This is a genomic window from Bradyrhizobium sp. UFLA05-108 (assembly GCF_059803455.1).
In genome coordinates, this window is record NZ_JBANAZ010000015.1 from 120,898 (window position 1) to 141,083 (window position 20,186).

Annotated in this window: 20 protein-coding genes; 9 read left to right on the forward strand and 11 right to left on the reverse strand. The window is 65.3% G+C overall.

The annotated features are described in order from the left end of the window. The first annotated feature begins 130 nt into the window (after positions 1–130). Positions 131–379 carry a PilZ domain-containing protein gene (locus SO140_RS14105; protein WP_449383508.1) on the forward strand — a complete coding sequence of 83 codons (249 nt, stop codon included), beginning with the start codon at positions 131–133 and terminating at the stop codon, positions 377–379. A 45-nt stretch (positions 380–424) separates the two neighbouring features. Here the strand turns inward: SO140_RS14105 and SO140_RS14110 are convergent, their stop codons facing one another. The 6 genes from SO140_RS14110 to cobS form a co-directional block, all read right to left on the reverse strand. Then, complete coding sequence (locus SO140_RS14110; RefSeq protein ID WP_449383507.1) at positions 425–841, reverse strand: hypothetical protein; 417 nt, start codon at positions 839–841, stop codon at positions 425–427. Between the two features lie 196 nt (positions 842–1,037). Beyond that, positions 1,038–2,150, reverse strand: coding sequence for an NADH:flavin oxidoreductase/NADH oxidase (locus SO140_RS14115; RefSeq protein WP_449383506.1), 1,113 nt, complete (start codon positions 2,148–2,150; stop codon positions 1,038–1,040). A 130-nt stretch (positions 2,151–2,280) separates the two neighbouring features. Further along, positions 2,281–3,366 (reverse strand): esterase-like activity of phytase family protein, encoded by a 1,086-nt coding sequence (locus tag SO140_RS14120; protein ID WP_449383505.1) that lies wholly within the window; start codon positions 3,364–3,366, stop codon positions 2,281–2,283. Then, positions 3,363–5,270 (reverse strand): cobaltochelatase subunit CobT, encoded by a 1,908-nt coding sequence (gene cobT, locus SO140_RS14125; protein ID WP_449383504.1) that lies wholly within the window; start codon positions 5,268–5,270, stop codon positions 3,363–3,365. The genes SO140_RS14120 and cobT overlap by 4 nt, the downstream gene beginning before the upstream one ends. After that, on the reverse strand, positions 5,267–5,677 hold the full coding sequence (locus SO140_RS14130; protein ID WP_449383503.1) for a GNAT family N-acetyltransferase: 411 nt from the start codon (positions 5,675–5,677) through the stop codon (positions 5,267–5,269). Before SO140_RS14130 ends, cobT begins: the two co-directional genes overlap by 4 nt. A gap of 3 nt (positions 5,678–5,680) precedes the next feature. Continuing rightward, positions 5,681–6,679 (reverse strand): cobaltochelatase subunit CobS, encoded by a 999-nt coding sequence (gene cobS / locus SO140_RS14135; protein WP_027524083.1) that lies wholly within the window; start codon positions 6,677–6,679, stop codon positions 5,681–5,683. 296 nt (positions 6,680–6,975) lie between these two features. Here cobS and SO140_RS14140 point away from each other — a divergent pair, with 296 nt between their 5' ends. Continuing rightward, the gene (locus tag SO140_RS14140; RefSeq protein WP_449383502.1) at positions 6,976–7,635 is read left to right on the forward strand and encodes a DedA family protein; all 660 of its coding nucleotides are present in this window, start codon (positions 6,976–6,978) and stop codon (positions 7,633–7,635) included. A 142-nt stretch (positions 7,636–7,777) separates the two neighbouring features. Here SO140_RS14140 and SO140_RS14145 read toward each other — a convergent pair whose 3' ends face one another. Then, positions 7,778–9,007 (reverse strand): citrate/2-methylcitrate synthase, encoded by a 1,230-nt coding sequence (locus SO140_RS14145; RefSeq protein WP_449383501.1) that lies wholly within the window; start codon positions 9,005–9,007, stop codon positions 7,778–7,780. Positions 9,008–9,079: 72 nt separating this feature from the next. On the opposite strand from SO140_RS14145, the gene SO140_RS14150 reads away from it, so the two are divergent. Next, positions 9,080–10,171: a citrate synthase/methylcitrate synthase gene (locus SO140_RS14150; RefSeq protein WP_449383500.1), complete on the forward strand. Its 1,092-nt coding sequence runs from the start codon at positions 9,080–9,082 to the stop codon at positions 10,169–10,171. Between the two features lie 195 nt (positions 10,172–10,366). Here the strand turns inward: SO140_RS14150 and SO140_RS14155 are convergent, their stop codons facing one another. Beyond that, positions 10,367–11,002: a J domain-containing protein gene (locus tag SO140_RS14155; RefSeq protein ID WP_254100971.1), complete on the reverse strand. Its 636-nt coding sequence runs from the start codon at positions 11,000–11,002 to the stop codon at positions 10,367–10,369. A 120-nt stretch (positions 11,003–11,122) separates the two neighbouring features. On the opposite strand from SO140_RS14155, the gene SO140_RS14160 reads away from it, so the two are divergent. Next, complete coding sequence (locus SO140_RS14160; protein ID WP_449383499.1) at positions 11,123–11,401, forward strand: BolA family protein; 279 nt, start codon at positions 11,123–11,125, stop codon at positions 11,399–11,401. Positions 11,402–11,462: 61 nt separating this feature from the next. Further along, entirely contained in the window at positions 11,463–12,368 is a 906-nt protein-coding gene (gene pyrF, locus SO140_RS14165; RefSeq protein WP_449383498.1) for an orotidine-5'-phosphate decarboxylase, read from the forward strand. 30 nt (positions 12,369–12,398) lie between these two features. Here pyrF and SO140_RS14170 read toward each other — a convergent pair whose 3' ends face one another. From SO140_RS14170 to SO140_RS14180, 3 genes are read right to left on the reverse strand one after another with little or no spacing between them, the layout of a single operon-like run. Then, the gene (locus SO140_RS14170) at positions 12,399–13,703 is read right to left on the reverse strand and encodes an HlyC/CorC family transporter (protein WP_449383497.1); all 1,305 of its coding nucleotides are present in this window, start codon (positions 13,701–13,703) and stop codon (positions 12,399–12,401) included. Positions 13,704–13,730: 27 nt separating this feature from the next. Beyond that, complete coding sequence (gene aroB / locus SO140_RS14175) at positions 13,731–14,879, reverse strand: 3-dehydroquinate synthase (RefSeq protein ID WP_449383496.1); 1,149 nt, start codon at positions 14,877–14,879, stop codon at positions 13,731–13,733. Beyond that, positions 14,876–15,487, reverse strand: coding sequence for a shikimate kinase (locus tag SO140_RS14180; RefSeq protein ID WP_449383495.1), 612 nt, complete (start codon positions 15,485–15,487; stop codon positions 14,876–14,878). The genes aroB and SO140_RS14180 overlap by 4 nt, the downstream gene beginning before the upstream one ends. 157 nt (positions 15,488–15,644) lie before the next feature. Between SO140_RS14180 and SO140_RS14185 the strand changes: the two genes are divergently transcribed. From SO140_RS14185 to SO140_RS14200, 4 genes are all read left to right on the forward strand, one after another. Further along, positions 15,645–15,791 carry a histidine kinase gene (locus SO140_RS14185; RefSeq protein ID WP_449383494.1) on the forward strand — a complete coding sequence of 49 codons (147 nt, stop codon included), beginning with the start codon at positions 15,645–15,647 and terminating at the stop codon, positions 15,789–15,791. A gap of 17 nt (positions 15,792–15,808) precedes the next feature. Then, entirely contained in the window at positions 15,809–16,777 is a 969-nt protein-coding gene (gene xerD, locus SO140_RS14190; RefSeq protein ID WP_449383493.1) for a site-specific tyrosine recombinase XerD, read from the forward strand. Between the two features lie 334 nt (positions 16,778–17,111). After that, on the forward strand, positions 17,112–18,071 hold the full coding sequence (locus SO140_RS14195) for an acetyl-CoA carboxylase carboxyltransferase subunit alpha (RefSeq protein ID WP_449383492.1): 960 nt from the start codon (positions 17,112–17,114) through the stop codon (positions 18,069–18,071). A 415-nt stretch (positions 18,072–18,486) separates the two neighbouring features. Further along, complete coding sequence (locus SO140_RS14200) at positions 18,487–20,061, forward strand: L,D-transpeptidase family protein (RefSeq protein ID WP_498542726.1); 1,575 nt, start codon at positions 18,487–18,489, stop codon at positions 20,059–20,061. Positions 20,062–20,186: the final 125 nt, after the last annotated feature.

A 20,186-nucleotide genomic window follows, 5' to 3' on the forward strand; every position in this document is an offset into this window, starting at 1 on the left:
TGATGGTTACTGCTTCCTTAATCGCATCGAAGAATCGCTAAAATGCTTGCTCAACAGTTAGCGTGATGGTGCGACACCCCATGCCATTCCTTCCCGCAAGGACGCATTTCGCGTAAGGAGGACAAGCGACATGCAGCATCCGCGACGATTTACACGCGTCAAGCCGAGCGGGCTGGTGTCGCGACAGGCCAAGATCATCACGGACCCGAAGGCGCCGGTGATCAACTGCACGCTGATCGACTATTCGCCGGGCGGCGCCTGCGTCGATCTCGGCGGCCAGGTCAAAGTCCCCGACCGCTTCGAGCTGCTCCACGTCAACACGAAGAAGCGCTGCCGCGTCGCGTGGAAGCGCGGGACGAAGATTGGCGTGGTGTTTTAAGGGGGCGATACGACCGAGCGGCGATAGCCACACAAACGTACCCGCTCAAGACTTGTCCTTCCGCCACCGTGCCTTTGCGCCCGCGACGATCTGCATGGCGACGCCGGCGATCCAGCCGATGAAGACGAGATACGTCCACGCGATGTGCGGCTCCTCGCGCAGCACGATGACGGCAACGGAGGCGAAGGCGGTCACGCTGGCGCAGAGGGTGCCGGCCGAGCTCAGGAATTCCGCGGCGTCGATTTGCTCATGCGCCTGGTCGAAGGGAAGCTGCGGCGTGTCGATGCCGAGATAGAAGCCGACGGCACCCAGCAACATCATCAGCACCAGAAAGCCCTGCGTGGTCAGCATCGGGATCGCCGACCCGACATAGGCGCCGACGAACAGGCCGCACGCCGCCCCCGCCAGCGCCAGCCCGCAACGCTCGAGCAGGTGGGCAGACTTCCGGACACCATAGCGCATGGCAGGCCTCGCGGGGTTTTGTGATCGCGAGGTTAGGCTAATTTCGGGAGTGGCGGAAGGTTGGTAGAGTCACGGAGGGGTGATGCGGGGTGGCGGTGATGCGACGGCAGCGCAGCTGATTCCCTCGTCGTCCTGGCGCAAGCCGGGACGACATCATTATTGTGGTCGCGACATCGCGCGCAACGACCAGTAAGCCTCACCGCGCCCCGAACGTCGTCTTGCCGAACAGCGCCTTCTGTGTCGAGGGCTGCGAGCGCCAGTATTGCGGCGGGGCGTCGACGACACCGCCGAGCTCGGCGGCGGCGTGCCAGCCCCAGCGCGGATCGTAGAGCATCGCCCGCGCCAGCGCGACCATGTCGGCCTTCCCGGAAGCGACGATCTCCTCGGCATGCCTAGCTTCGGTGATCAGGCCGACCGCGATCGTCGTCACGTCGGTCTCGCGCTTGATGGCCTCCGCGAACGGCACCTGGTAGCCGGGGCCGAGTGGAATCTTCTGCAGCGGCGACACGCCGCCGGAGGAGGCGTCGACCCAGTCGATGCCGTGCTTTTTCAGCTCGCGCACGAATTCGATGGTCTGCGGCAGATCCCAGCCGCCCTCGACCCAGTCGGTCGAGGACACGCGCATGCCGATCGGCTTGTCATGCGGGAACACCGCGCGCACGGCGTCGAACACCTCGAGCGGAAAGCGCATGCGGTTTTGCAAGGACCCGCCATACTCGTCGGTGCGGTGGTTGGAGATCGGCGAGAGGAACTGGTGCATGAGATAGCCGTGCGCGCCGTGCAGCTCGATCGCGTCGATGCCGAGGCGCTCCGCGCGGCGCGCGCAGTCGACGAAGGCGTCGCGGATGCGGACCATGCCAGCGCGGTCGAGCGCGGTTGGGGCGGCCTCGCCCTCCTTGTTCGGCAGCGCACTTGGGGCGACCGTCTGCCAGCCGCCCCGCTCCGCTGCGATCAACTGCCCGCCGTCCCAGGGACGCGCGGAAGAGCCCTTGCGGCCGGCATGCGCAAGCTGCATCGCGACCGCCGCGGTGGAATGCTTGCGCACCGAGGCGATGATCTGCTTCAGCGCCGCCTCGCAGGCATCGCTGTAGAGCCCGAGGCACCCCGGCGTGATACGCCCGATCGCCTCGACATGCGTCGCCTCGATGCAGAACACGGATGCGCCCGACAGCGCCAGCGAGTTGACGTGGGTGAAGTGCCAGTCGGTGGCGACGCCGTCCTCGGCCGAATACTGGCACATCGGCGACACCATGACGCGGTTCTTCAGTTTCAGACCGCGCAGCTCGATCGGGGAAAACAGGGCGCTCATGCGGGAGGTTCCGGCGGATAGAGGGCGATGAGGGAAGTGTAGTGGGCGCGAGGTGGAATGCTAGCCGCGCTGCGGGCATGGCGGTTAGCGGCGGGCTGCATTGCGCTTTCGCCAGGGCGACGCCGGGATTTTACTCCACCAGCGTGAACTGCAGCAGCAGCGTGCGCTGCAGAAAGGAAAAATTATCGTCCGAGACCAGCGTCAGCACGGTCTCGCCGTCCGCGCCGACATGGGCGTCGATGCCTTCCATGTTGTCGATCTCGTGGCCGAGATCGGCGGCGAACAGCTCGGGGCCGTCGACCAGCGCGCCCGGCGCAATCGACTTCAGGGGGATCGCGCGGATGCGGATGTTGACGCCGGTGAACCAGGAGAATTTTCGCTCCAGGATCAGAAGTCCGCCGGAGGGCAGCAGGACGGCGTCGCTGATGTCATAATTCTCGGTGCGGCGCACGCTGAACTGGCCGGGCGAGGGACCGCCGATCAAAAACGCGATCAGGTTGCCGTCGCGGTCGAGCCCGCGCTCGGAGAAGGCGATCAGCGTGCCGGCCAGCGGCTGGCCCTTTTGCGGGTCCTTGGGCACGAACACCAGCGCTTCCAACCCCTTGTTGCGCGGCAGCGTCCGCGCCGCCGCCGGCAGCGGCAAGACCTCGCCGCGGGCACGGGTGAATCCCTTGGAGAAATCGAAGCGCATCAGCGCATTGACGCGCTCGAGCCCGACATAGACGAGGGAGCCGTCGAGCGCGATCGATTCGGTGTCGTACCAGTAGCGCTTCTCGGTGATCGGCCGCCCCTCGGCGTTCAGGATCGGCGCGGCCTCGACGTTATCGAGCCCGACCATGTCGCGCCCCGCGTAGCGGATGGTCCCGCTGAACCACGCGCCCTGATCGGAGATCGCGATGAAGCGCTCGCCTTTTGCGTCGAGAAAACGGATGCCGGAGAGGCCGCCGAAGCCACGATAGGGCGAGGTCAGCACCAGGCCGCTGCGATACTCCAGCGCGCCGAAGCGGGTTCGCGCGCGATCGCGCGGCTCGAACACAGGGATCTGCCGCGCGTTGACCTCGATGGCGACCGGCTCGGTGACGGTGTGCTCGGGCTGGTCCGCCGATCTTGCCCGCGGTTGGGTCGCGGGTTCGGCGCACGCAGCTCCGGGAAGCGCTGATATCGCGGCTCCCGCCGCTTGGCCGAGAAATCGGCGGCGGGAGAAGCGTGCGGTCACGAATGCAGTTTGCGGCGCGGCCGGCTCGCAGGTTGCGCAGGCGCTGAGTGGGTCTCGCTGAACAGCTCGGCGAGCTTCTCGGTAATTGCGCCGCCAAGCTCTTCGGCGTCCACGATCGTCACCGCGCGGCGATAGTAGCGCGTGACGTCGTGGCCGATGCCGATCGCGATCAGCTCCACCGGCGAGCGCGTCTCGATCTCCTCGATGATGTGCCGCAGGTGCCGCTCGAGATAGTTGCCGGCATTGACCGACAGCGTGGAATCGTCGACCGGCGCGCCGTCCGAGATCATCATCAGGATCTTGCGCTGCTCGGTGCGCCCGAGCAGGCGCTTGTGCGCCCAGTCGAGCGCCTCGCCGTCGATGTTCTCCTTGAGCAGGCCCTCGCGCATCATCAGGCCGAGATTCTTGCGCGCACGGCGCCACGGCGCGTCCGCCGACTTGTAGATGATGTGGCGGAGATCATTGAGGCGGCCGGGATTGGCCGGCTTGCCAGCGGCGAGCCACGCCTCACGCGATTGCCCGCCCTTCCAGGCGCGCGTGGTGAAGCCGAGAATCTCGACCTTGACGCCGCAACGCTCCAGCGTGCGCGCCAGAATGTCGGCGCAGGTCGCCGCCACCGTGATCGGGCGGCCGCGCATCGAGCCGGAATTGTCGAGCAGCAGCGTCACCACGGTGTCGCGGAACGTCGCCTCCTTCTCGCGCATGAAGGACAGCGGGTGATAGGGATCGGTCACCACGCGCGACAGCCGCGCCGGATCGAGAATGCCCTCTTCGAGATCGAACTCCCAGGCCCGGTTCTGCTGCGCCATCAGCCGGCGCTGGAGCCGGTTGGCGAGACGGGCGACGATGCCTTGCAGATGCGCGAGCTGCTTGTCGAGGTAAGAGCGCAGCCGCTCCAATTCGTCATGGTCGCAGAGGTCCTCGGCGGCGATCACCTCGTCGAACTTCGGCGCGAAGGCGTGATATTCCGGCCCGCGCGGCTCGTTGGCCCCGCGCGAATTCGGCCGCGTCGCTTCCCCCGGCGTCTCGTCGTCGCCGAGCTCGCCGTCGTCGAAGGTGTCTGATGTCGAGGCCTGCGCGCTTTCCATCGCGCTCTCGCTCATCTCCTCCGTGGTCGCCTGCGCCTGGTCGGCGCTCATCTCCTGCGCGGCGTCGGAATCGGGCGAGCCTTCCGCGCCGGCCTGGTCGTTGTCGCCGTCGCGGTTGTCGTCCTGATTGTCGTCCTCGTCGGAATCGGCGTTGCGCTCATCGCCGAGGTCGAGCGCGGAAAGCAGGTCATGCACGGCGTCGCCGAATTTGGTCTGGTTCTCGACCAGGCCATCGAGCCGGTCGAGCCGCCTGCCGATCTTGTCCTCCAGCGTCGGCCGCCAGAGATCGACCATCTTCTTGGCCGCCGCCGGCGGCGCCATCCCGGTCAGGCGTTCGCGCACCAGCATCGCGAGCGCATCCGCCAGTGGCGCATCGGCGCGGTCGGTGATCTCGTCGAACTTGCCGCGATGGAAATGATCATCGAGCATCGCGGTGAGGTTTTTCGCAACGCCCGCCATGCGGCGCGCGCCGATCGCCTCGACCCGAGCCTGCTCCACCGCCTCGAACACGCCACGCGCCTGCGGGTTGCCCGGCATTAGCTTGCGGTGCAGTTTCGGATCGTGACAGGCGAGCTTCAGCGCGATCGAGTCGGCGTGGCCGCGCACGACCGCAGCATCGCGCTTCGTCATTTTCCGCGCCGGCTCGGGCAGCCGCGCCTTGCCGGGCGCAAGGCCAGGGCGCTCGGCAGCAAAGCTGACGTCGAGCTCGGGCGTCTTGGCGATCGCCTTCAGGCATGACGCCACCGAGCGCTTGAACGGCTCGGTCGGCGCTTCCTTGGTGTTGCGGAATTTCGAGTTGGATGATGATGTGCTCATAGCGACTTCGTAAACGAATGGCGCGTCACGCCGCCGGGATAGCCGTCAATGGCGCCGAATTCTTCGTACCCGCAGGAACGATAAAAGCCCGGCGCCTGAAAACTCATCGTGTCCACATGGGATCGAACCGCGCCGATCCGCCTTGCTTCGTCTTCGATCGCCGCGATCAGCTTCGTTCCATGACCTTGGCCACGATGTTTCTGGTCGATCCAGAAGAACTGAATGAACAGAACCGTTGTCCAGATCTGGCCGACGACCCCACCGACGATCTTGCCGCGGTCCTTTAGCGAAACCGCAAGGCCCTTCAGTCTCTGCGTCCCCATGTGCTCGTGGTTGTAACCAGCGAGCCCGGCGAGCACAGCCTTCTTGGTGGTCCCAATGGTGCGCTCGACGGTAATGGTTGGCATGGATCAGCTAAGCGCCACGTTGACCGCCGATTCCGGCAGCTCCGCATTGAAGCAGCGCTGGTAGAACTCGGCGACCAGGGGACGCTCGAGCTCGTCGCACTTGTTGAGGAAGGTGACACGGAAGGCGAAGCCGATATCGCCGAAAATGTCGGCATTCTCCGCCCAGGTGATCACCGTGCGCGGGCTCATCACCGTCGACAGATCGCCATTGGCAAAGGCGTTGCGGGTGAGATCGGCAAGGCGAACCATCTTGTTGACGATGTCGCGGCCTTCCTGGGTGCGATAGTGCTTGGCCTTCGCCAGCACGATCTCCACTTCCTCGTCATGGCCGAGATAGTTGAGCGTGGTGACGATCGACCAGCGGTCCATCTGCCCCTGGTTGATCTGCTGGGTACCGTGATAGAGGCCCGAGGTGTCGCCGAGGCCGACGGTGTTGGCGGTCGAAAACAGGCGGAACGCCGGATGTGGCTTGATCACCTTGTTCTGGTCGAGCAGCGTCAGGCGGCCGGAGACCTCCAGCACGCGCTGGATCACGAACATCACGTCCGGGCGGCCGGCGTCGTATTCGTCGAACACCAGTGCGACGTTGTGCTGGAGGGCCCAGGGCAAAATGCCGTCGCGGAATTCGGTGACCTGCTTGCCGTCCTTGACCACGATCGAATCCTTGCCGACGAGGTCGATACGGCTGATGTGGCTGTCGAGATTGACGCGCACGCACGGCCAGTTGAGGCGCGCGGCGACCTGCTCGATATGGGTGGATTTGCCGGTACCGTGATAGCCCGTCACCATGACGCGGCGGTTCTTGGCGAAACCTGCGAGGATCGCGAGCGTGGTGGCGCGGTCGAAACGATAATCGGCATCGACTTCGGGCACGTGAGGATCGACTTCGGAATAGGCCGGCACTTCGAGATCGCTGTCGATCCCGAAGACCTGGCGCACCGACACCTTCATGTCGGGCAAACCGTTGACTTCCTCAACTTTGGACAAGGCGGCGGTCGTCATTCATCCTCCGAGGCCCCGGGCGGTCCCGAGACCAGTAATTTGCACTTTGACTGCGGCTGGGTGCAGTTGCGAACCTATCAGAGACCACGTGCCGGCAGAAGCCCGCGCCCCAATCAAAGTTCCGTTGTCTTTTCATTTAGATAGGCAAGGAACGCGAATTTTGGAAGGCTGCCCTGCGAATCACGCTCGAATTTCGCGCCTGGCAGGCGCCTTGCAGCGAACTTTGGCACTTTGGTTGCCGCTCCCTACTTATGTAAGGTCTGAACCTCGATGCCCCTGCCCGACACAGAGACGACGTGACGTCCTTCCTCGATCCCTTCATCGACTTCGTCTCGGCCCATGCGGGGCTGGCGTACCTGACACTCTTCCTCGCGGCGCTGCTGGAGGCTGTTCCGGTGGTGGGTTCGGTCGTTCCCGGCTCGACCATCATCCTGGCGCTGAGCGCCCTGATCCCGGGCGGCGAACTCAAACTGCAATGGGTGCTGCTGGCCGCCGCCCTCGGCGCCGTTGTGGGTGACGGCTCGGCCTATTGGATCGGGCACAAGCAGCAGCGCGAGATCCTCAATAGCTGGCCTCTGACCAACTATCCCCGCGTGATCGAGGAGAGCGAGAGCTTCTTCCGCCGGTTCGGCACTTGGGCGGTGTTCTTCGCCCGCTTTGTCCCCCCGATCCGGGCTTTCGTGCCGGTCACCGCCGGCGCGCTCGGCATGGCACCGGCGCGCTTCTATGCGGTCAATATCCCTGCGATCCTGGTCTGGGCGCCGGCGCACGTACTGCCCGGCGACCTCGCGATTTCGGCGTGGCACAGCTATGCCGGCCTGCCGCACCACGGACATCCCGCCAAGCACATCTGGATGCTCACTGTCGTCGGCGTCGCAATCGTTGTGGGCCTCGTGATCTGGTTCGTCCGCCGGAGGCACGGCAGCGGGGTCGCGGCGGCGAAGCCGGGGGGTTAGAGCTTCAGACGCATTCCTTCCTCATCCTGAGGAGCCTGCGAAGCAGGCGTCTCGAAGGATGGCCGCGGGCAAGATCCGGGCCTTCATGGTTCGAGACGCGCGTTCGCGCTCCTCACCATGAGGGTCTTGCAATGCGATCAGGCTAGCTTCTGGTATCTGTCGCCGTCGTCCGCCGTCCCGGTGCCGGCCCAACATAACGCGCCCGCGGCCTAATCAGCCTTCCGTGCTGCAATTGCTCGCTCGCGTGCGCGATCCAACCGACGCTGCGGGCCATTGCGAACAGTGCGAGCTCGCTGCCGGCTGGCAGGCGCAGGGCGTGCACGAGCACGGCGAGCGCATAGTCGATGTTGACGAGCTCGCCGGTCGCCTCCGCAATCCGCTCCGGCACCTCGCGGGTGAATTTTCGCGGCGCCCCGGCGCGTGCCAGCGCGTTGAGCAGCGACTGTGCGCGTGGATCGCCGCGCTTGTAGACGCCGTGGCCGAAGCCGGCAAAATGCTCGCCGAGCGCGACGCGCTCGCGCACCATCGGCTCGACGTCGCGATCGATCAGTGTCTTCACGAGCTGCGAGGCCAACACGCCAGCGCCACCGTGTTTTGGACCTTTGAGCGCAGCGAGACCGGCAATGACGGCATCGTAGAGATTGAGGCCGGTCGAGGCGGCGCAGCGCGCGGTGAAGGTCGACGCGTTCAGCTCGTGCTCGGCGAGCAGCACCAGCGCGCGGCGGATGAGATCGGCTGCATGCTTGTTGTCGGGTGCCCAGGCGAGCGCGATCTGCTGGTGCAGTGGCGCGGCTGACGGCTCGGCATTGAGCATGGTCGCAACCAAAAGCCGGACGATGCGCGCCCCGACCATCGCGCGGCCATCGGGCGCGCGGGTGAAGGCGCGGGGATCGGCGCTCGCGGCAAGCGCCAGCACCGCGATGGCGCGGTCGATCGGCGCGGCGCGGCGCGCGGCCTCGGCGATCGCGCGCATCTCGCCGGAGACGTGGGGGCAATTGTCTGATGCAAAGGGATCGACGCCCGAGACGTCCCAGAGCAGCGTCGCGGCATGCTCCAGCGTGTCCCGCTCGGCGAGATCGACGCAGTTCACGCCACGATAGATCGCGCCCTCTTCCGTGATGGTCGCGATCTCCGTGTCCATCACCGGCAGGTCGGCATCGAAGCTGCGCAGGCCCCGCGGCTCGGGCGATGGGGCGCGGCGCTCCTTCAGGCTGCGGACGTCCTCGGCGCGGTAGCGGTTCTTGCGCGAATCCGCCGTCGGCTCGGACCGGATCAGGCCGCGGCTGACATAGGCGTAGAGCGTCGCCGGCGAGATCGCGAGCTCGGCGGCGGCCTCGCGGGCCGAGAGGTAGAGGTCCTCCGAATTTTCCATATTGATTTATGTAATCAAGATTGATCAATCTGTCGAGAGGCCTGACCTTTACATCGTGAAAGGAGACAGGCCATGAACATCCATCTCACCAAAAGCCAGATCGGGCTGGACGGGGTTCCCGCCGCCGAGACCGTGCTCAGCCATGTCGATGGCGAGCGCGGCGAGCTGATCATCGCCGGCGAGCATGTCGGTACCCTCGCCCGCCAGTCGAGTTTCGAGGGCGTCACCGCGCGGCTCTGGAACGGCGCGAGCCGGAGCACGCTCAGCGAAGCCAATGTGCGCGCGAGCCTCGGGCTGGCACGCGAACGCGCCTTTGCGCGACTGCCGGACCTTTTGCCGGCAACCCGCGGCGTGGGCATCATCGACGGCTTTCGCGCGGCGGTCGCGGGCTTGCGTGCCGAGAACGGGCTGGCGCATGAGGCGACCATCGTCGGCGCGTTTCCGGTGATCGCGGGCGCGCTGGTGCGACAGGCGAAGCGACTTGATCCGGTCGCACCGAATCCGGATGCGAGCCATGCCGCCGACACACTCAAAATGCTGCGCGGCGCCGCGCCCGAGCCGCGCGAGGTCGCGGCGCTGGATGCCTATCTCGTCACGGTCTGCGATCACGGCATGAACGCCTCGACCTTCGCCACGCGCGTGGTGGCCTCGACGCAGGCCGATCTGTTCGCCGCCGTCACCGCCGGCTATTGCGCGCTGACGGGACCCCTGCATGGCGGCGCGCCGGAGCCGGTGCTGGAAATGCTGGATGCGATCGGCTCAAGCGAGCGGATCAAGCCGTGGGTCGATGCCACGCTTAAGCGCGGGGAACGGCTGATGGGGTTTGGCCATCGTGTCTACCGCGTGCGCGATCCGCGCGCCGACGTACTGAAGGCCGCGATCGAGCGGCTTGCCGCCGACGGCGCCGACCTGCCGTTCGCCGGCGAGGTCGAGGCCTATATCCGCGCCGCGCTGCGCAGGAAGAACCCTGAGCGACCGCTGGAGACCAATGTCGAGTTCTTCACCGCGATGCTGCTCGATGCCCTCGCCATCCCGCGCCAAGCCTTCACGCCGATTTTTGCCGTGGCGCGCGCCGCGGGCTGGACCGCGCATGCGCTCGAGCATCGCCGGACCGGACGGCTGATCCGGCCGAGTTCATCGTATGTGGGGGCGATGCCGAGCTAAACGCGACCGCACAACACAATGTCGTCCCGGCGAAAGCCGGGACCTCCGCGCGAGCGCCTGCGCTCGTCGCGATTACCCCAGGGAGTGGTTGCGGCGCGAGCTGATAACCAGAGGTCTTCGCAAAACTGCTTCCTGTGGCTACGGGTCCCGGATCTGCGCTTCGCTTGTCCGGGACGACGAGGTGGAAAGGCCGCCCTACGCCTCCCGCACCACCGTCTTCAGATAATTATACGCCTTGATGATCTCGATCAGGCGGTCTTCGGTGGAACGGTCGCCGCCATTGGCGTCGGGGTGGTGCTGCTTCACCAGCGCCTTGTACTTGGTCTTGACGTCGGCGAGCGTGGCGTCGGGGCCGAGACCCATCACCTGAAGCGCCTTGCGCTCGGCGTTCATCACCTTGCGTGTTTCGGCCTTGGGCTGGGCCTCCGGGCCGCGGCGCCAGTTGGCGCGGCCGTTGATCTCGCTGAACATGCTGAACGGATCGAAGGCGCCATCGATCTCGGCTTCCGCCCCCTTCTTGACGCCGCCATTGGCGCCCATCTTCCAGGTCGGACGGTGGCCGGTGAGCGCATCCTTCTGGTAGCGCGCGACGGCGTCGGCATTCATGCCGGAAAAGAAATTGTAGTTCTGGTTGTACTCGCGCACGTGATCGAGGCAGAAGTGCCAGTACTCGCGCGAATTTTCGCGGCCCTTCGGCGCGCGATGGCTGCCCTTGTTCTGGCAACCGGTCCATTCGCAGGCGACCACGGTCTCGCGCGGCTTCGCTTCCGGCTTCGCACCTCTCGGCTTGACGCGGATGGAGTCGAAGAATTTTGATGAATCGATCGGCATGACTGACTTTGACTACGCAATGCAAAAACCTTCAAGTCTTGACATTGCAAATGGCGTAGAAGCACGGGAATTCAGGGAACGCGATCGCGCGACTTAACGGCTCACAGGACTGGCAACGACATGGCTACACAAGACACTATCAGCAACAAGTTGCGCGAAGCTTTCTCGCCGGACAGCCTGCAAGTGGTCGATGAATCACATTTGCATGAAGGCCATGCGGGCCACCGGGCAGGCGGCGAGACGCATTTCCGCGTTTATATCGTGTCTGATGCCTTCAAAGGGAAGAGCCGGGTCGAGCGTCACCGCATGATTAATTCGACGCTGGCCGCGGAACTCTCCGGCGGCGTGCACGCCCTCGCCATCCACGCGCAGGCGCCGGGGGAAGGCAACGGGGGATAAGACTGTCAGCGCACAACCGCCGGTTTGATTCCGGGTATGATATGCTTCAGCGAGGTATGACATGGACGGTCCTTCCTGGGTTGAGTTGGTCGAGCGGAATGTCGCCAGATTTGGCGACGTTGTGGCAGGCATTGATCCCGCCCACTCAGACATTCCGGAATTTTTCGGAGACGGGAACGATCGCGCCTGGATCGGCCGGTTCGTGAGTTTTGTCATCGAGACCATCGAAGGGCATATCGGCTTCGTCAAATTCCAGTCAGCCTATTATGAAGCGTGCGGCCTGCCCGGGCTGATGGCGCTGTCGTCCGGAATCAACCAAGCGCGGGCGGCCGGTATTGGCGTCATCCTCGACGCCAAGCGAGGCGATATCGGCGCGACCGCAGCCGCCTATGCACGAGCCTATCTGATGCCGGCCCATGCCGGCGGAAGCGGCGACTTCGAAGCAGATTGCCTCACCGTCAATCCCTTGATGGGGCCCGATACGCTTGAACCCTTTGTCGACTGCGCGAACCGCTTTGGCAAAGGCCTGTTCGTACTGTGCCGCACCTCCAATCCCGGCGCAGGCTGGCTGCAAGATAGGATGACGGGAAATCGCTTCGTCTCCGATCGCCTTGCCGATCTCATCGCGGGGATGAGAGCCGGCAGCGGACCTTCCGGGCTCAACGCTGTGGGCGCGGTGGTGGGTGCTACGGTCCCGCATGAGGGTCGGCGCCTGCGTCAATTGCTCCCGCGCTCAATCATCCTGGCACCAGGGCTGGGCGCCCAGGGCGCGGATCCCTCGGCCATTCATTCCCTTCGAGGAAACACACCGGGCGATTTGCTGATCCCGGTGTCGCGGGGTCTGACCCGCGTGGACGATCGTCGCCTGTCGGCAAATGACTATCAGCAACTTTTGGTCCACAGGATCAGCGCACTCAAAGCGGCGGTCGCCTATGACTATCGGACCAGTCAGGCTATGCCAGCCTGAGCTTCTGACGTCCCTGCAAATTGGCAAACGCTAGAACGACGTCCCTGCCCGCCTCGGCTTGGCTTCCTCCACCTCCGCCTCGCGCGGCACCGGTGAAATACGGAGTGCGGTGATGCGGTTGCGCTCGCGGCGCAGCACGCGGAAGCGGAAGCCGTGGAACGTAAAGCTCTGGCCGCGGTCGGGGATCGAGCGCGCCTCGTGAATGACGAGGCCGGCGACCGTCGTTGCCTCTTCATCGGGCAGGCGCCAGTCCATGGCGCGGTTGAGATCGCGGATCGGCACCGAGCCGTCGACCACGACCGAGCCGTCGGGCTGGGCGCGCACGCCCGCGACGACCACGTCGTGCTCGTCGGAGATGTCGCCGACGATCTCTTCCAGAATGTCTTCCAGCGTCACAAGACCTTCAACTTCGCCGTACTCGTCGACCACGAGCGCGAAATGGGTCTTGCGACGGCGGAACGCCTTGAGCTGCTCGGACACGGTGCGCATCTCCGGCACGAACCACGGCGGCAGCGCGATGGTCGAGGCGTCGATGCGCGAGGTGTCGCCTTCGGAAGCGCGAATGGCGCGCAACAGATCCTTGGCGTGGAGCACGCCGATGATGTTTTCGGGCTTGTCGCGCCACAGCGGAATGCGGGTGTATTCGGTTGCCAGCACCTCGCGCACCAGTTCCTCCGACGGCAGGTCGGCGTTGATCATCATCATCTCGGTGCGATGGATCATGACGTCGGAGACCTGAAGCTCGCGCAGGTCAAGGAGGCCGCCGAGCATGTCGCGGTCCTGCTTCTCGACCTTGCCTTCATGGTGCAGGAGGTCGACCGCGCCGCGCAGGCGCTCGGTCGGCGACAGGATCGCCTGGTGCTCGCCGGCGAGGCCAAACAGCCGCATCAAGAGGCGCACGATGACTTCCACCACGGTCAGCAACGGCCCGAGCACGTACATCGTCAGCCGCATCGGACGCGCCACGGCAAGCGCGACGCGATCAGGCGCGTTGATGGCGATGGTCTTTGGCAAGACTTCCGCGAAGATCACGACCAGTGCCGTCATCACGCCGGTCGCATAGAGCACGCCGACCTCGCCGAACCAGGTGGTGAAGATGCCGGTTGCGATCGCCGAGGCCCCGATGTTGGCGATGTTGTTGCCGAGCAGCAGCGCGCCGATCAGGCGCTCGCGCATGTCGAGCAACTGGGAGACGACATCGGCCTCGTGATGACCCTGCTTCGAAAGCCGCAGCATGCTGGCGCGCGAGGCGCCGGTCAGCGCCGTCTCGCTGGCGGCGAAAAACGCCGAGACCAGGAGGCAGAAGACGACGATGGAGAAACCGAGCCAATCCATGACCCAACCGCCGATGTCAATCGCTCATCACGCGTTGCGCGCGAGCTTGTCGTTGAGGAAATCGCGCACCAGCGACGGCTCGACATCCTTTGCGATCACCGCGCGCCCGACGGCTTCCAGCAGGATGAAGGTGAGCTTGCCGCGCTTGACCTTCTTGTCCTGTCCCATCAGCGCCAGCAGCGCGTCGGCGTCGGCAAGCCCTTCCTGCGCGAAGCCGGCGATGTCCTGGAGCCGCGTCGGCAGCCCTGCTTCCGCAAGGTGGCGTTCGACGCGCGCAGCGTCCGTCGCACCGATCATGCCGAGCTTTGCGGAAAACTCGGCCGCCAGGACCATGCCGATGGACACGCCCTCGCCGTGAAACAGCCGGTCGGAGAAGCCGGTGGCGGCTTCCAAGGCGTGACCAAAGGTGTGGCCGAGATTGAGCAGCGCCCGCTCGCCGGTCTCGCGCTCGTCGCGCGAGACGACGCCCGCCTTGGCGCGGCACGAGGTCGCAATCGCGTGCTCGCGCGCCGAGCCACCCCTGAAGATGTCGGCGTGGTTCTTCTCCAGCCAGGTGAAGAAAGCCACGTCGCCGAGCACGCCATATTTGGCGACCTCGGCATAGCCGGCGCGGAATTGCCGCGGCGACAGCGTGTCGAGCACGGCGGTGTCGGCAATGACAAGCACCGGCTGGTGGAAGGCGCCGAGCAAATTCTTGCCCTGCGGTGAGTTGATGCCGGTCTTGCCGCCGACGGATGAATCGACCTGCGCCAGCAGGGAGGTCGGCACCTGCACGAAATCCACGCCGCGACGCAGGATCGCCGCTGCAAAGCCGGCGAGATCGCCGACCACACCGCCGCCAAGCGCGATGACGAGATCGTTGCGCTCGATCTTCGCCGCGATCAGTGCCTCGCTGACCTTTTCGAGCCCGGCATAGGTTTTGGAAATCTCGCCTTCCTCGACGACGATGCGCGAGGTCGGGATGCCCGCATCCGCGAGCGAGGCTTCAGTCGGCTCCAGCCAATGCCTTGCGACGGTGCGATCCGTCACGATCGCGGTGCGCACGCCAGGGCGCAGGTGCGCGATGCGCGCGCCGAGCGAGGCCAGCACGTCGCGGCCGATGACGATGTCGTAGGTGCGCTCGCCGAGCGCGACGTCGACGATAACGGGGTCTGAATGTTTCAACGGCGCGGTCATCTCGCGGCACTCGCTACATCGGAAGGCTGGCCGCCGCAAAGATAGGTACGCAGCGTCTCGAGACACTCCTCCACGATCCGGTCATGCGGCACGTCGCGCGAGGAGATCGTAAGGTCGGCATTCTGGTAGACCGGCTCTCTCTCGCTCAGCAGCCGGGTCACCGTCCCCTCGGGATCGGCGGTTTGCAGCAGCGGGCGATCGGCCCGGCGGCGCACCCGCCGCATGATGACGTCATGATCGGCCCTGAGCCAGATCGAGACCGCCTTGGCCGCAATGCGCGCCCGCGTCTCCTCGCGCATGAAGGCGCCGCCACCGGTGGCGAGCACCAACGGCCCGCTGTCCAGAAGGCGCGCGATCACCCGCGTCTCGCCGTCGCGAAAATAAGGCTCGCCATGGCGCTCGAAAATTTCAGGTATGGTCATGCCGGCGGCCGCCTCGATCTCGGCGTCGGCATCGAGGAAGGGCAGCTTAAGCCGGGCCGCGAGGCGTCGGCCGATGGTGGATTTGCCGACCCCCATCATGCCGATCAGCACGATCGACCGGCCCGCAAGCGCCGACAGAATGTCGGGCTCGGGCAAGCTTGGGGCTGGCATGGCGGCGTCGGACATGGATCTCGCTCAATCTGCCGCCAAAGGCGGCATCTCGGGCCACCTATACGACCCCGCAGGGGCCCTCGCCAGAGACTCTTGCCACGAAACGGCGAACATGTTGGATGATTTCATTGGTTAATTCGCCCCGACGGGACCCCTACCGAGACCTCGCCCGATGCCCAGCCTGTTCCGCTTCCTGACGGTCGTCGCCGTCCTCGCCGGCATCGTCTATGGCGTGGTCTTCACGCTGGCCAATTTCGTCAATCCAAAACCGCGGGAAATGACGGTGACCATCCCGCCGGAGAAATTTCTCAAGAAATAGCCGCTAGCCTGAAGGGCATGCCCACCAAGCCCTCAAATATCCAACTGACCGGCCTGTTCCTCGACATGCTCGCGGCGGAACAGGGCGCCGGCCGAAATACGCTCGACGCCTACCGGCGCGACCTCACCGACTTCTCCGACTTCCTCGGCCACAAGAGCCAGGATTTCATCGGCGCGGACACGCAAGTCCTGCGCGACTATCTCGGTGATCTCGATACGCGCGGCTTCAAGTCCTCGAGCGTCGCGCGGCGCCTGTCGGCGATGCGGCACCTGTTTCGCTTCCTGCTCAACGAGCGGATCCGCAGCGACGACCCCGCCGCGATCCTGTCGGGGCCGAAGCGCGGCCGCAGCCTGCCGAAGGTGCTGTCGATTGCGGACGTCGATCGCATGCTGAGGCGCGCAAAGGAGCTGAGCGAGACGGCGAACGCATCGCCAGCGCAGCGGCTGCGCAGCTTGCGGCTCTATTGCCTGCTGGAAGTACTCTACGCCACCGGCCTGCGCGTCTCCGAGCTGGTGTCACTGCCGCGCTCGGCCGCAAAGCGCGACGCGCGCATGATCGTGGTGCGCGGCAAGGGCAACAAGGAGCGCCTGGTACCGCTCAACGAGGCCGCGCGGCAGGCGATGGCGGATTATCTCGCCGCCACGGACGCGGCCAAAGGCGACGGCAAATCGAACAAGAAAGGCAGCATCGCCACATCGAAATGGCTGTTTCCGTCCTTCGGCGAGAGCGGCCACCTGACGCGGCAGCATTTTGCGCGCGACCTGAAGGAGCTCGCCATCGCATCCGGCCTTCAGGCGCGCCTCGTCTCCCCGCACGTGCTGCGCCACGCCTTTGCCAGCCACCTTCTGCACAACGGCGCCGACCTGCGCATCGTGCAGACGCTGCTCGGCCACACCGATATCTCGACGACGCAGATCTACACCCATGTGGTGGAGGAGCGCCTGAAGAGCCTGGTGCGCGACCTACACCCGCTGGCGGAGAAGTAGGGTTTCACGGAAGATGCGCTCCCTCTCCCGCTTGCGGGAGAGGGCTGGGGAGAGGGTATCTCCACGGACGAGAGCCCCCAAGAGGAGAGAGCCCTCACCCGGCGCGCGGGACGATGCTTCGCATCGCCCGGGGCGCGCCGACCTCTCCCGCAAGCGGGAGAGATGAACCATCCGCCTTGACTTCGGCCGTTTCTCCGCAGAAAGAGCCGTCTCCTGCCCGTGATTTGGCGCGCTGCGTCGGTGCGCACAAGCCAACTCATTGAAGAAGCTACACTTCTATCCGCGGCCTCAAATCCGTTTCACCTCCTCGCCCCGTCCTCCCTATATTGAACCGATGCTAGACCAAATGCGCAGCTATCTCGATTTCGAAAAGCCCGTCGCCGAGCTCGATTCCAAGCTCGACGAATTGCGCGCGCTCTCGGCCTCCGGCGACATCGCCGAGGAGGTCGGCAAGATCGAGGACAAGGCGGCGCAGGCGCTCGCCGACCTCTATGCGAATTTGACGCCGTGGCAGAAGACGCTGGTCGCGCGTCATCCGCAGCGGCCGCATTTCTCCGACTTCATCAAGGGCCTGGTCACCGAATTCACCCCGCTCGCCGGCGACCGCAAGTTCGGCGAGGACGAGGCGCTGGTGGCAGGCTTCGGCCGCTTCCGCGGCGAAGCCATCTGCGTGATGGGCCAGGAAAAAGGCGATTCCACCGAGAGCCGCATCAAGCACAATTTTGGCATGGCGCGGCCCGAAGGCTATCGCAAGGCGGTGCGGCTGATGGAGATGGCCGAGCGGTTTGGCCTGCCCGTGCTGTCGATCGTCGATTCTGCCGGCGCCTATCCCGGCATCGGTGCGGAAGAGCGCGGACAGGCCGAAGCCATTGCGCGCTCGACGGACGCCTGCCTGTCGCTGGGCGTGCCGAACGTTGCGATCATTACCGGCGAGGGCATGTCGGGCGGCGCGATCGCCATCACAACGGCAAACCGCGTCCTGATGCTGGAGCACGCGATCTACAGCGTGATCTCGCCGGAGGCCGCCTCCTCGATCCTCTGGCGCGACGGCACCAAGGCCCAGGAAGCCGCCAACAGCATGAAGATCACGGCCCAGGACATGCTGCGCTTCGGCGTCATCGATACCATCCTGAAGGAGCCGGTCGGCGGCGCGCATCGCGACCCCGCCGCCATGATCGCCACCACCGGCGAGGCCATCGAGCAGGCCTTCAATGAGCTGCGCAACCTGGACGCCGACGCCATCCGCAAGCAGCGGCGGCAGAAATTCCTCGAAATCGGCCGTAAGCTGGGGTGACTCGGCGCGTTCCGGCGCCGTAGGGCGGGTTAGCGCAGCGTAACCCACCACTTCATCTCACGCACGGATAGCAAAGAGGTGGGTTACGCCTTCGGCTAACTCACCCTACAATCCCGCCTCGGCGTAAGGGGCCATTAACCCATTTTTCGCCCGAATCTGCGATCCCGGCCTAAATTAGGTCGCTACGCCCTGATTTAGTCTTTGTTGACCATCCCTATGAGGCAACGGTCTCGTGATCCGCGCTTGGGTTGCGACGGCTTAGCCCAGAGGGTAAGATTTTAATCAATGGCTTCAGGGCATAAGCGCTGGGGCTTGGTCTGCAAAAGCCCGCTTCCTGCGGGTCCGGATCGCCGGTCAGGCCAATGCTCCAGAAGTGGGGTTTTCGCTGACTTGCCCGGTGAGTGTGGGGTCCATCTTGATTTCTAGCTCGGTTGCACGCGCGCTTTTGACGTCGGTTGCGCTTGTCACCAGCGTGCTGCTGGCTGGCTGCGACACCGACCAGGTTTCGCTCGCGACCAACGCCAAGGCCAACCAGCCTGTCTCGCCAAAGCTTCTCGCCGCGATGACCGAGAAGGACATGGATCTGCAATCGCCGATCCTGGTCCGCCTGTTCAAGCAGGAGGCCGAGCTCGAGATCTGGAAGCAGACCCGCTCCGGCCAGTTCGCGCTGCTGAAGACCTATCCGATCTGCCGCTGGTCGGGCGATCTCGGGCCGAAGGTCCGCGAAGGTGACCGCCAGGCGCCCGAGGGGTTCTATTCGATCAACCCCAGCCAGATGAATCCGCAGTCGGCCTATTACCTCTCCTTCAACACCGGCTATCCGAATGCGTTCGACCGCGCGCTCGGCCGCTCCGGCTCGCAGCTGATGGTGCACGGCGACTGTTCCTCGCGCGGCTGCTACGCGATGACGGACGAGCAGATCGCGGAGATCTATTCGCTCGGCCGTGAGTCCTTCTTCGGCGGCCAGAAGGCGTTCCAGTTCCAGGCGTATCCTTTCAGAATGACGCCGGTGAACATGGCCAAGCACCGCAACAATCCGAACATGGCCTTCTGGAAGATGATCAAGGAAGGCAATGATCATTTCGAGGTGACGCGGCAGGAGCCGAGGGTCGATTTCTGCGAGAAGAAGTACGTCTTCGACGCCGCCAAGACGCCGGACGCCAAGCGCGATCCGGTGTTCGACGCCTCCGCAAAGTGCCCGGCCTATGTGATCCCCGACGACATCGCGAACGCCGTGCGCGAGAAGCAGGAGAAGGACGAGGCGGAATACGCCAGGCTCGTCGCCAAGGGCACGCCGATGGCGCGGATGAACACCGGCATCGACGGCGGCATGAACAAGGTATTCGCCGCGAAGATTCCGGAAGGCTCGACCGGCCTGTCCGAGGGCGCCGAAGGCTCGACGCTGCAGATGCTGGCGATGTCGAAGGCGCCCGGCACGATCCCCGGCAGCGTCAATCCGCCGAAACCGAACCTCGAGGCTGTCGGCGCAAGCCAGCAGAGCGAGCCGGTCGTGGCCGTCCCGTCGCAGGCCAGCAACACCCGCGTCGCGTCCGCCGCGCCGGCCGAGAAGTCCCAAGAGAATTCGCAAGGCGGCGGCTTCTTCTCCGGCCTTGCCCGCAAGATGGGCATGGGCACCGCCGACACCACCGCGACCACATCTCCGCCGCCAGCCACCACTTCGGCAACCCCGCCCTCGGCGGCATCCCGGCTGAAGGCCGCGGTGACCCGGTTCGTGCCGGGACATGGCACGGCCAAGGACGCGAGCAAGGACGCGAAGGACGCGCCCAAGGAAGCAGCCAAGCCGGTCGCAGCCGCCAGGCCCGCCGAGCCGAAGCCGGCCGACACCAAGGTCGCCGCCTCACGCCCGCCGCTGAAGCCGTCGGTGTCGGGCAGCACGGCTGATGCCGGCAGCAAAGACGCGCAGCTCGCAGGCGCTGCCCCGGTGATGTCGTCGAACTCGTTCGACAGCCGGTTCGGGGCGGTGAAGTAAGGGCGACGTGTTCGTCGCAGCCCGCCACACGCTCAGCCGTCATTCCCCGCGAAAGCGGGGAATCCAGATGCTATGGGGTAAGCGGCGACTGGGGTAAGCGGCGGTGAGGGTGTGGACACCCCTCG

Excerpts from the sequence above, each read along its gene's own strand:
- cobS (WP_027524083.1), bottom strand. The coding sequence starts at position 6,679 with ATGACGACCGCCGCCTTGTCCAAAGTTGAGGAAGTCAACGGTTTGCCC.
- SO140_RS14150 (WP_449383500.1), top strand. The coding sequence starts at position 9,080 with ATGAACATCCATCTCACCAAAAGCCAGATCGGGCTGGACGGGGTTCCC.
- SO140_RS14195 (WP_449383492.1), top strand. The coding sequence starts at position 17,112 with ATGCTAGACCAAATGCGCAGCTATCTCGATTTCGAAAAGCCCGTCGCC.
- SO140_RS14155 (WP_254100971.1), bottom strand. The coding sequence starts at position 11,002 with ATGCCGATCGATTCATCAAAATTCTTCGACTCCATCCGCGTCAAGCCG.
- pyrF (WP_449383498.1), top strand. The coding sequence starts at position 11,463 with ATGGACGGTCCTTCCTGGGTTGAGTTGGTCGAGCGGAATGTCGCCAGA.
- SO140_RS14160 (WP_449383499.1), top strand. The coding sequence starts at position 11,123 with ATGGCTACACAAGACACTATCAGCAACAAGTTGCGCGAAGCTTTCTCG.
- aroB (WP_449383496.1), bottom strand. The coding sequence starts at position 14,879 with ATGACCGCGCCGTTGAAACATTCAGACCCCGTTATCGTCGACGTCGCG.
- SO140_RS14105 (WP_449383508.1), top strand. The coding sequence starts at position 131 with ATGCAGCATCCGCGACGATTTACACGCGTCAAGCCGAGCGGGCTGGTG.
- SO140_RS14130 (WP_449383503.1), bottom strand. The coding sequence starts at position 5,677 with ATGCCAACCATTACCGTCGAGCGCACCATTGGGACCACCAAGAAGGCT.
- SO140_RS14180 (WP_449383495.1), bottom strand. The coding sequence starts at position 15,487 with ATGTCCGACGCCGCCATGCCAGCCCCAAGCTTGCCCGAGCCCGACATT.
- SO140_RS14110 (WP_449383507.1), bottom strand. The coding sequence starts at position 841 with ATGCGCTATGGTGTCCGGAAGTCTGCCCACCTGCTCGAGCGTTGCGGG.
- SO140_RS14185 (WP_449383494.1), top strand. The coding sequence starts at position 15,645 with ATGCCCAGCCTGTTCCGCTTCCTGACGGTCGTCGCCGTCCTCGCCGGC.
- SO140_RS14145 (WP_449383501.1), bottom strand. The coding sequence starts at position 9,007 with ATGGAAAATTCGGAGGACCTCTACCTCTCGGCCCGCGAGGCCGCCGCC.
- xerD (WP_449383493.1), top strand. The coding sequence starts at position 15,809 with ATGCCCACCAAGCCCTCAAATATCCAACTGACCGGCCTGTTCCTCGAC.
- cobT (WP_449383504.1), bottom strand. The coding sequence starts at position 5,270 with ATGAGCACATCATCATCCAACTCGAAATTCCGCAACACCAAGGAAGCG.
- SO140_RS14115 (WP_449383506.1), bottom strand. The coding sequence starts at position 2,150 with ATGAGCGCCCTGTTTTCCCCGATCGAGCTGCGCGGTCTGAAACTGAAG.
- SO140_RS14170 (WP_449383497.1), bottom strand. The coding sequence starts at position 13,703 with ATGGATTGGCTCGGTTTCTCCATCGTCGTCTTCTGCCTCCTGGTCTCG.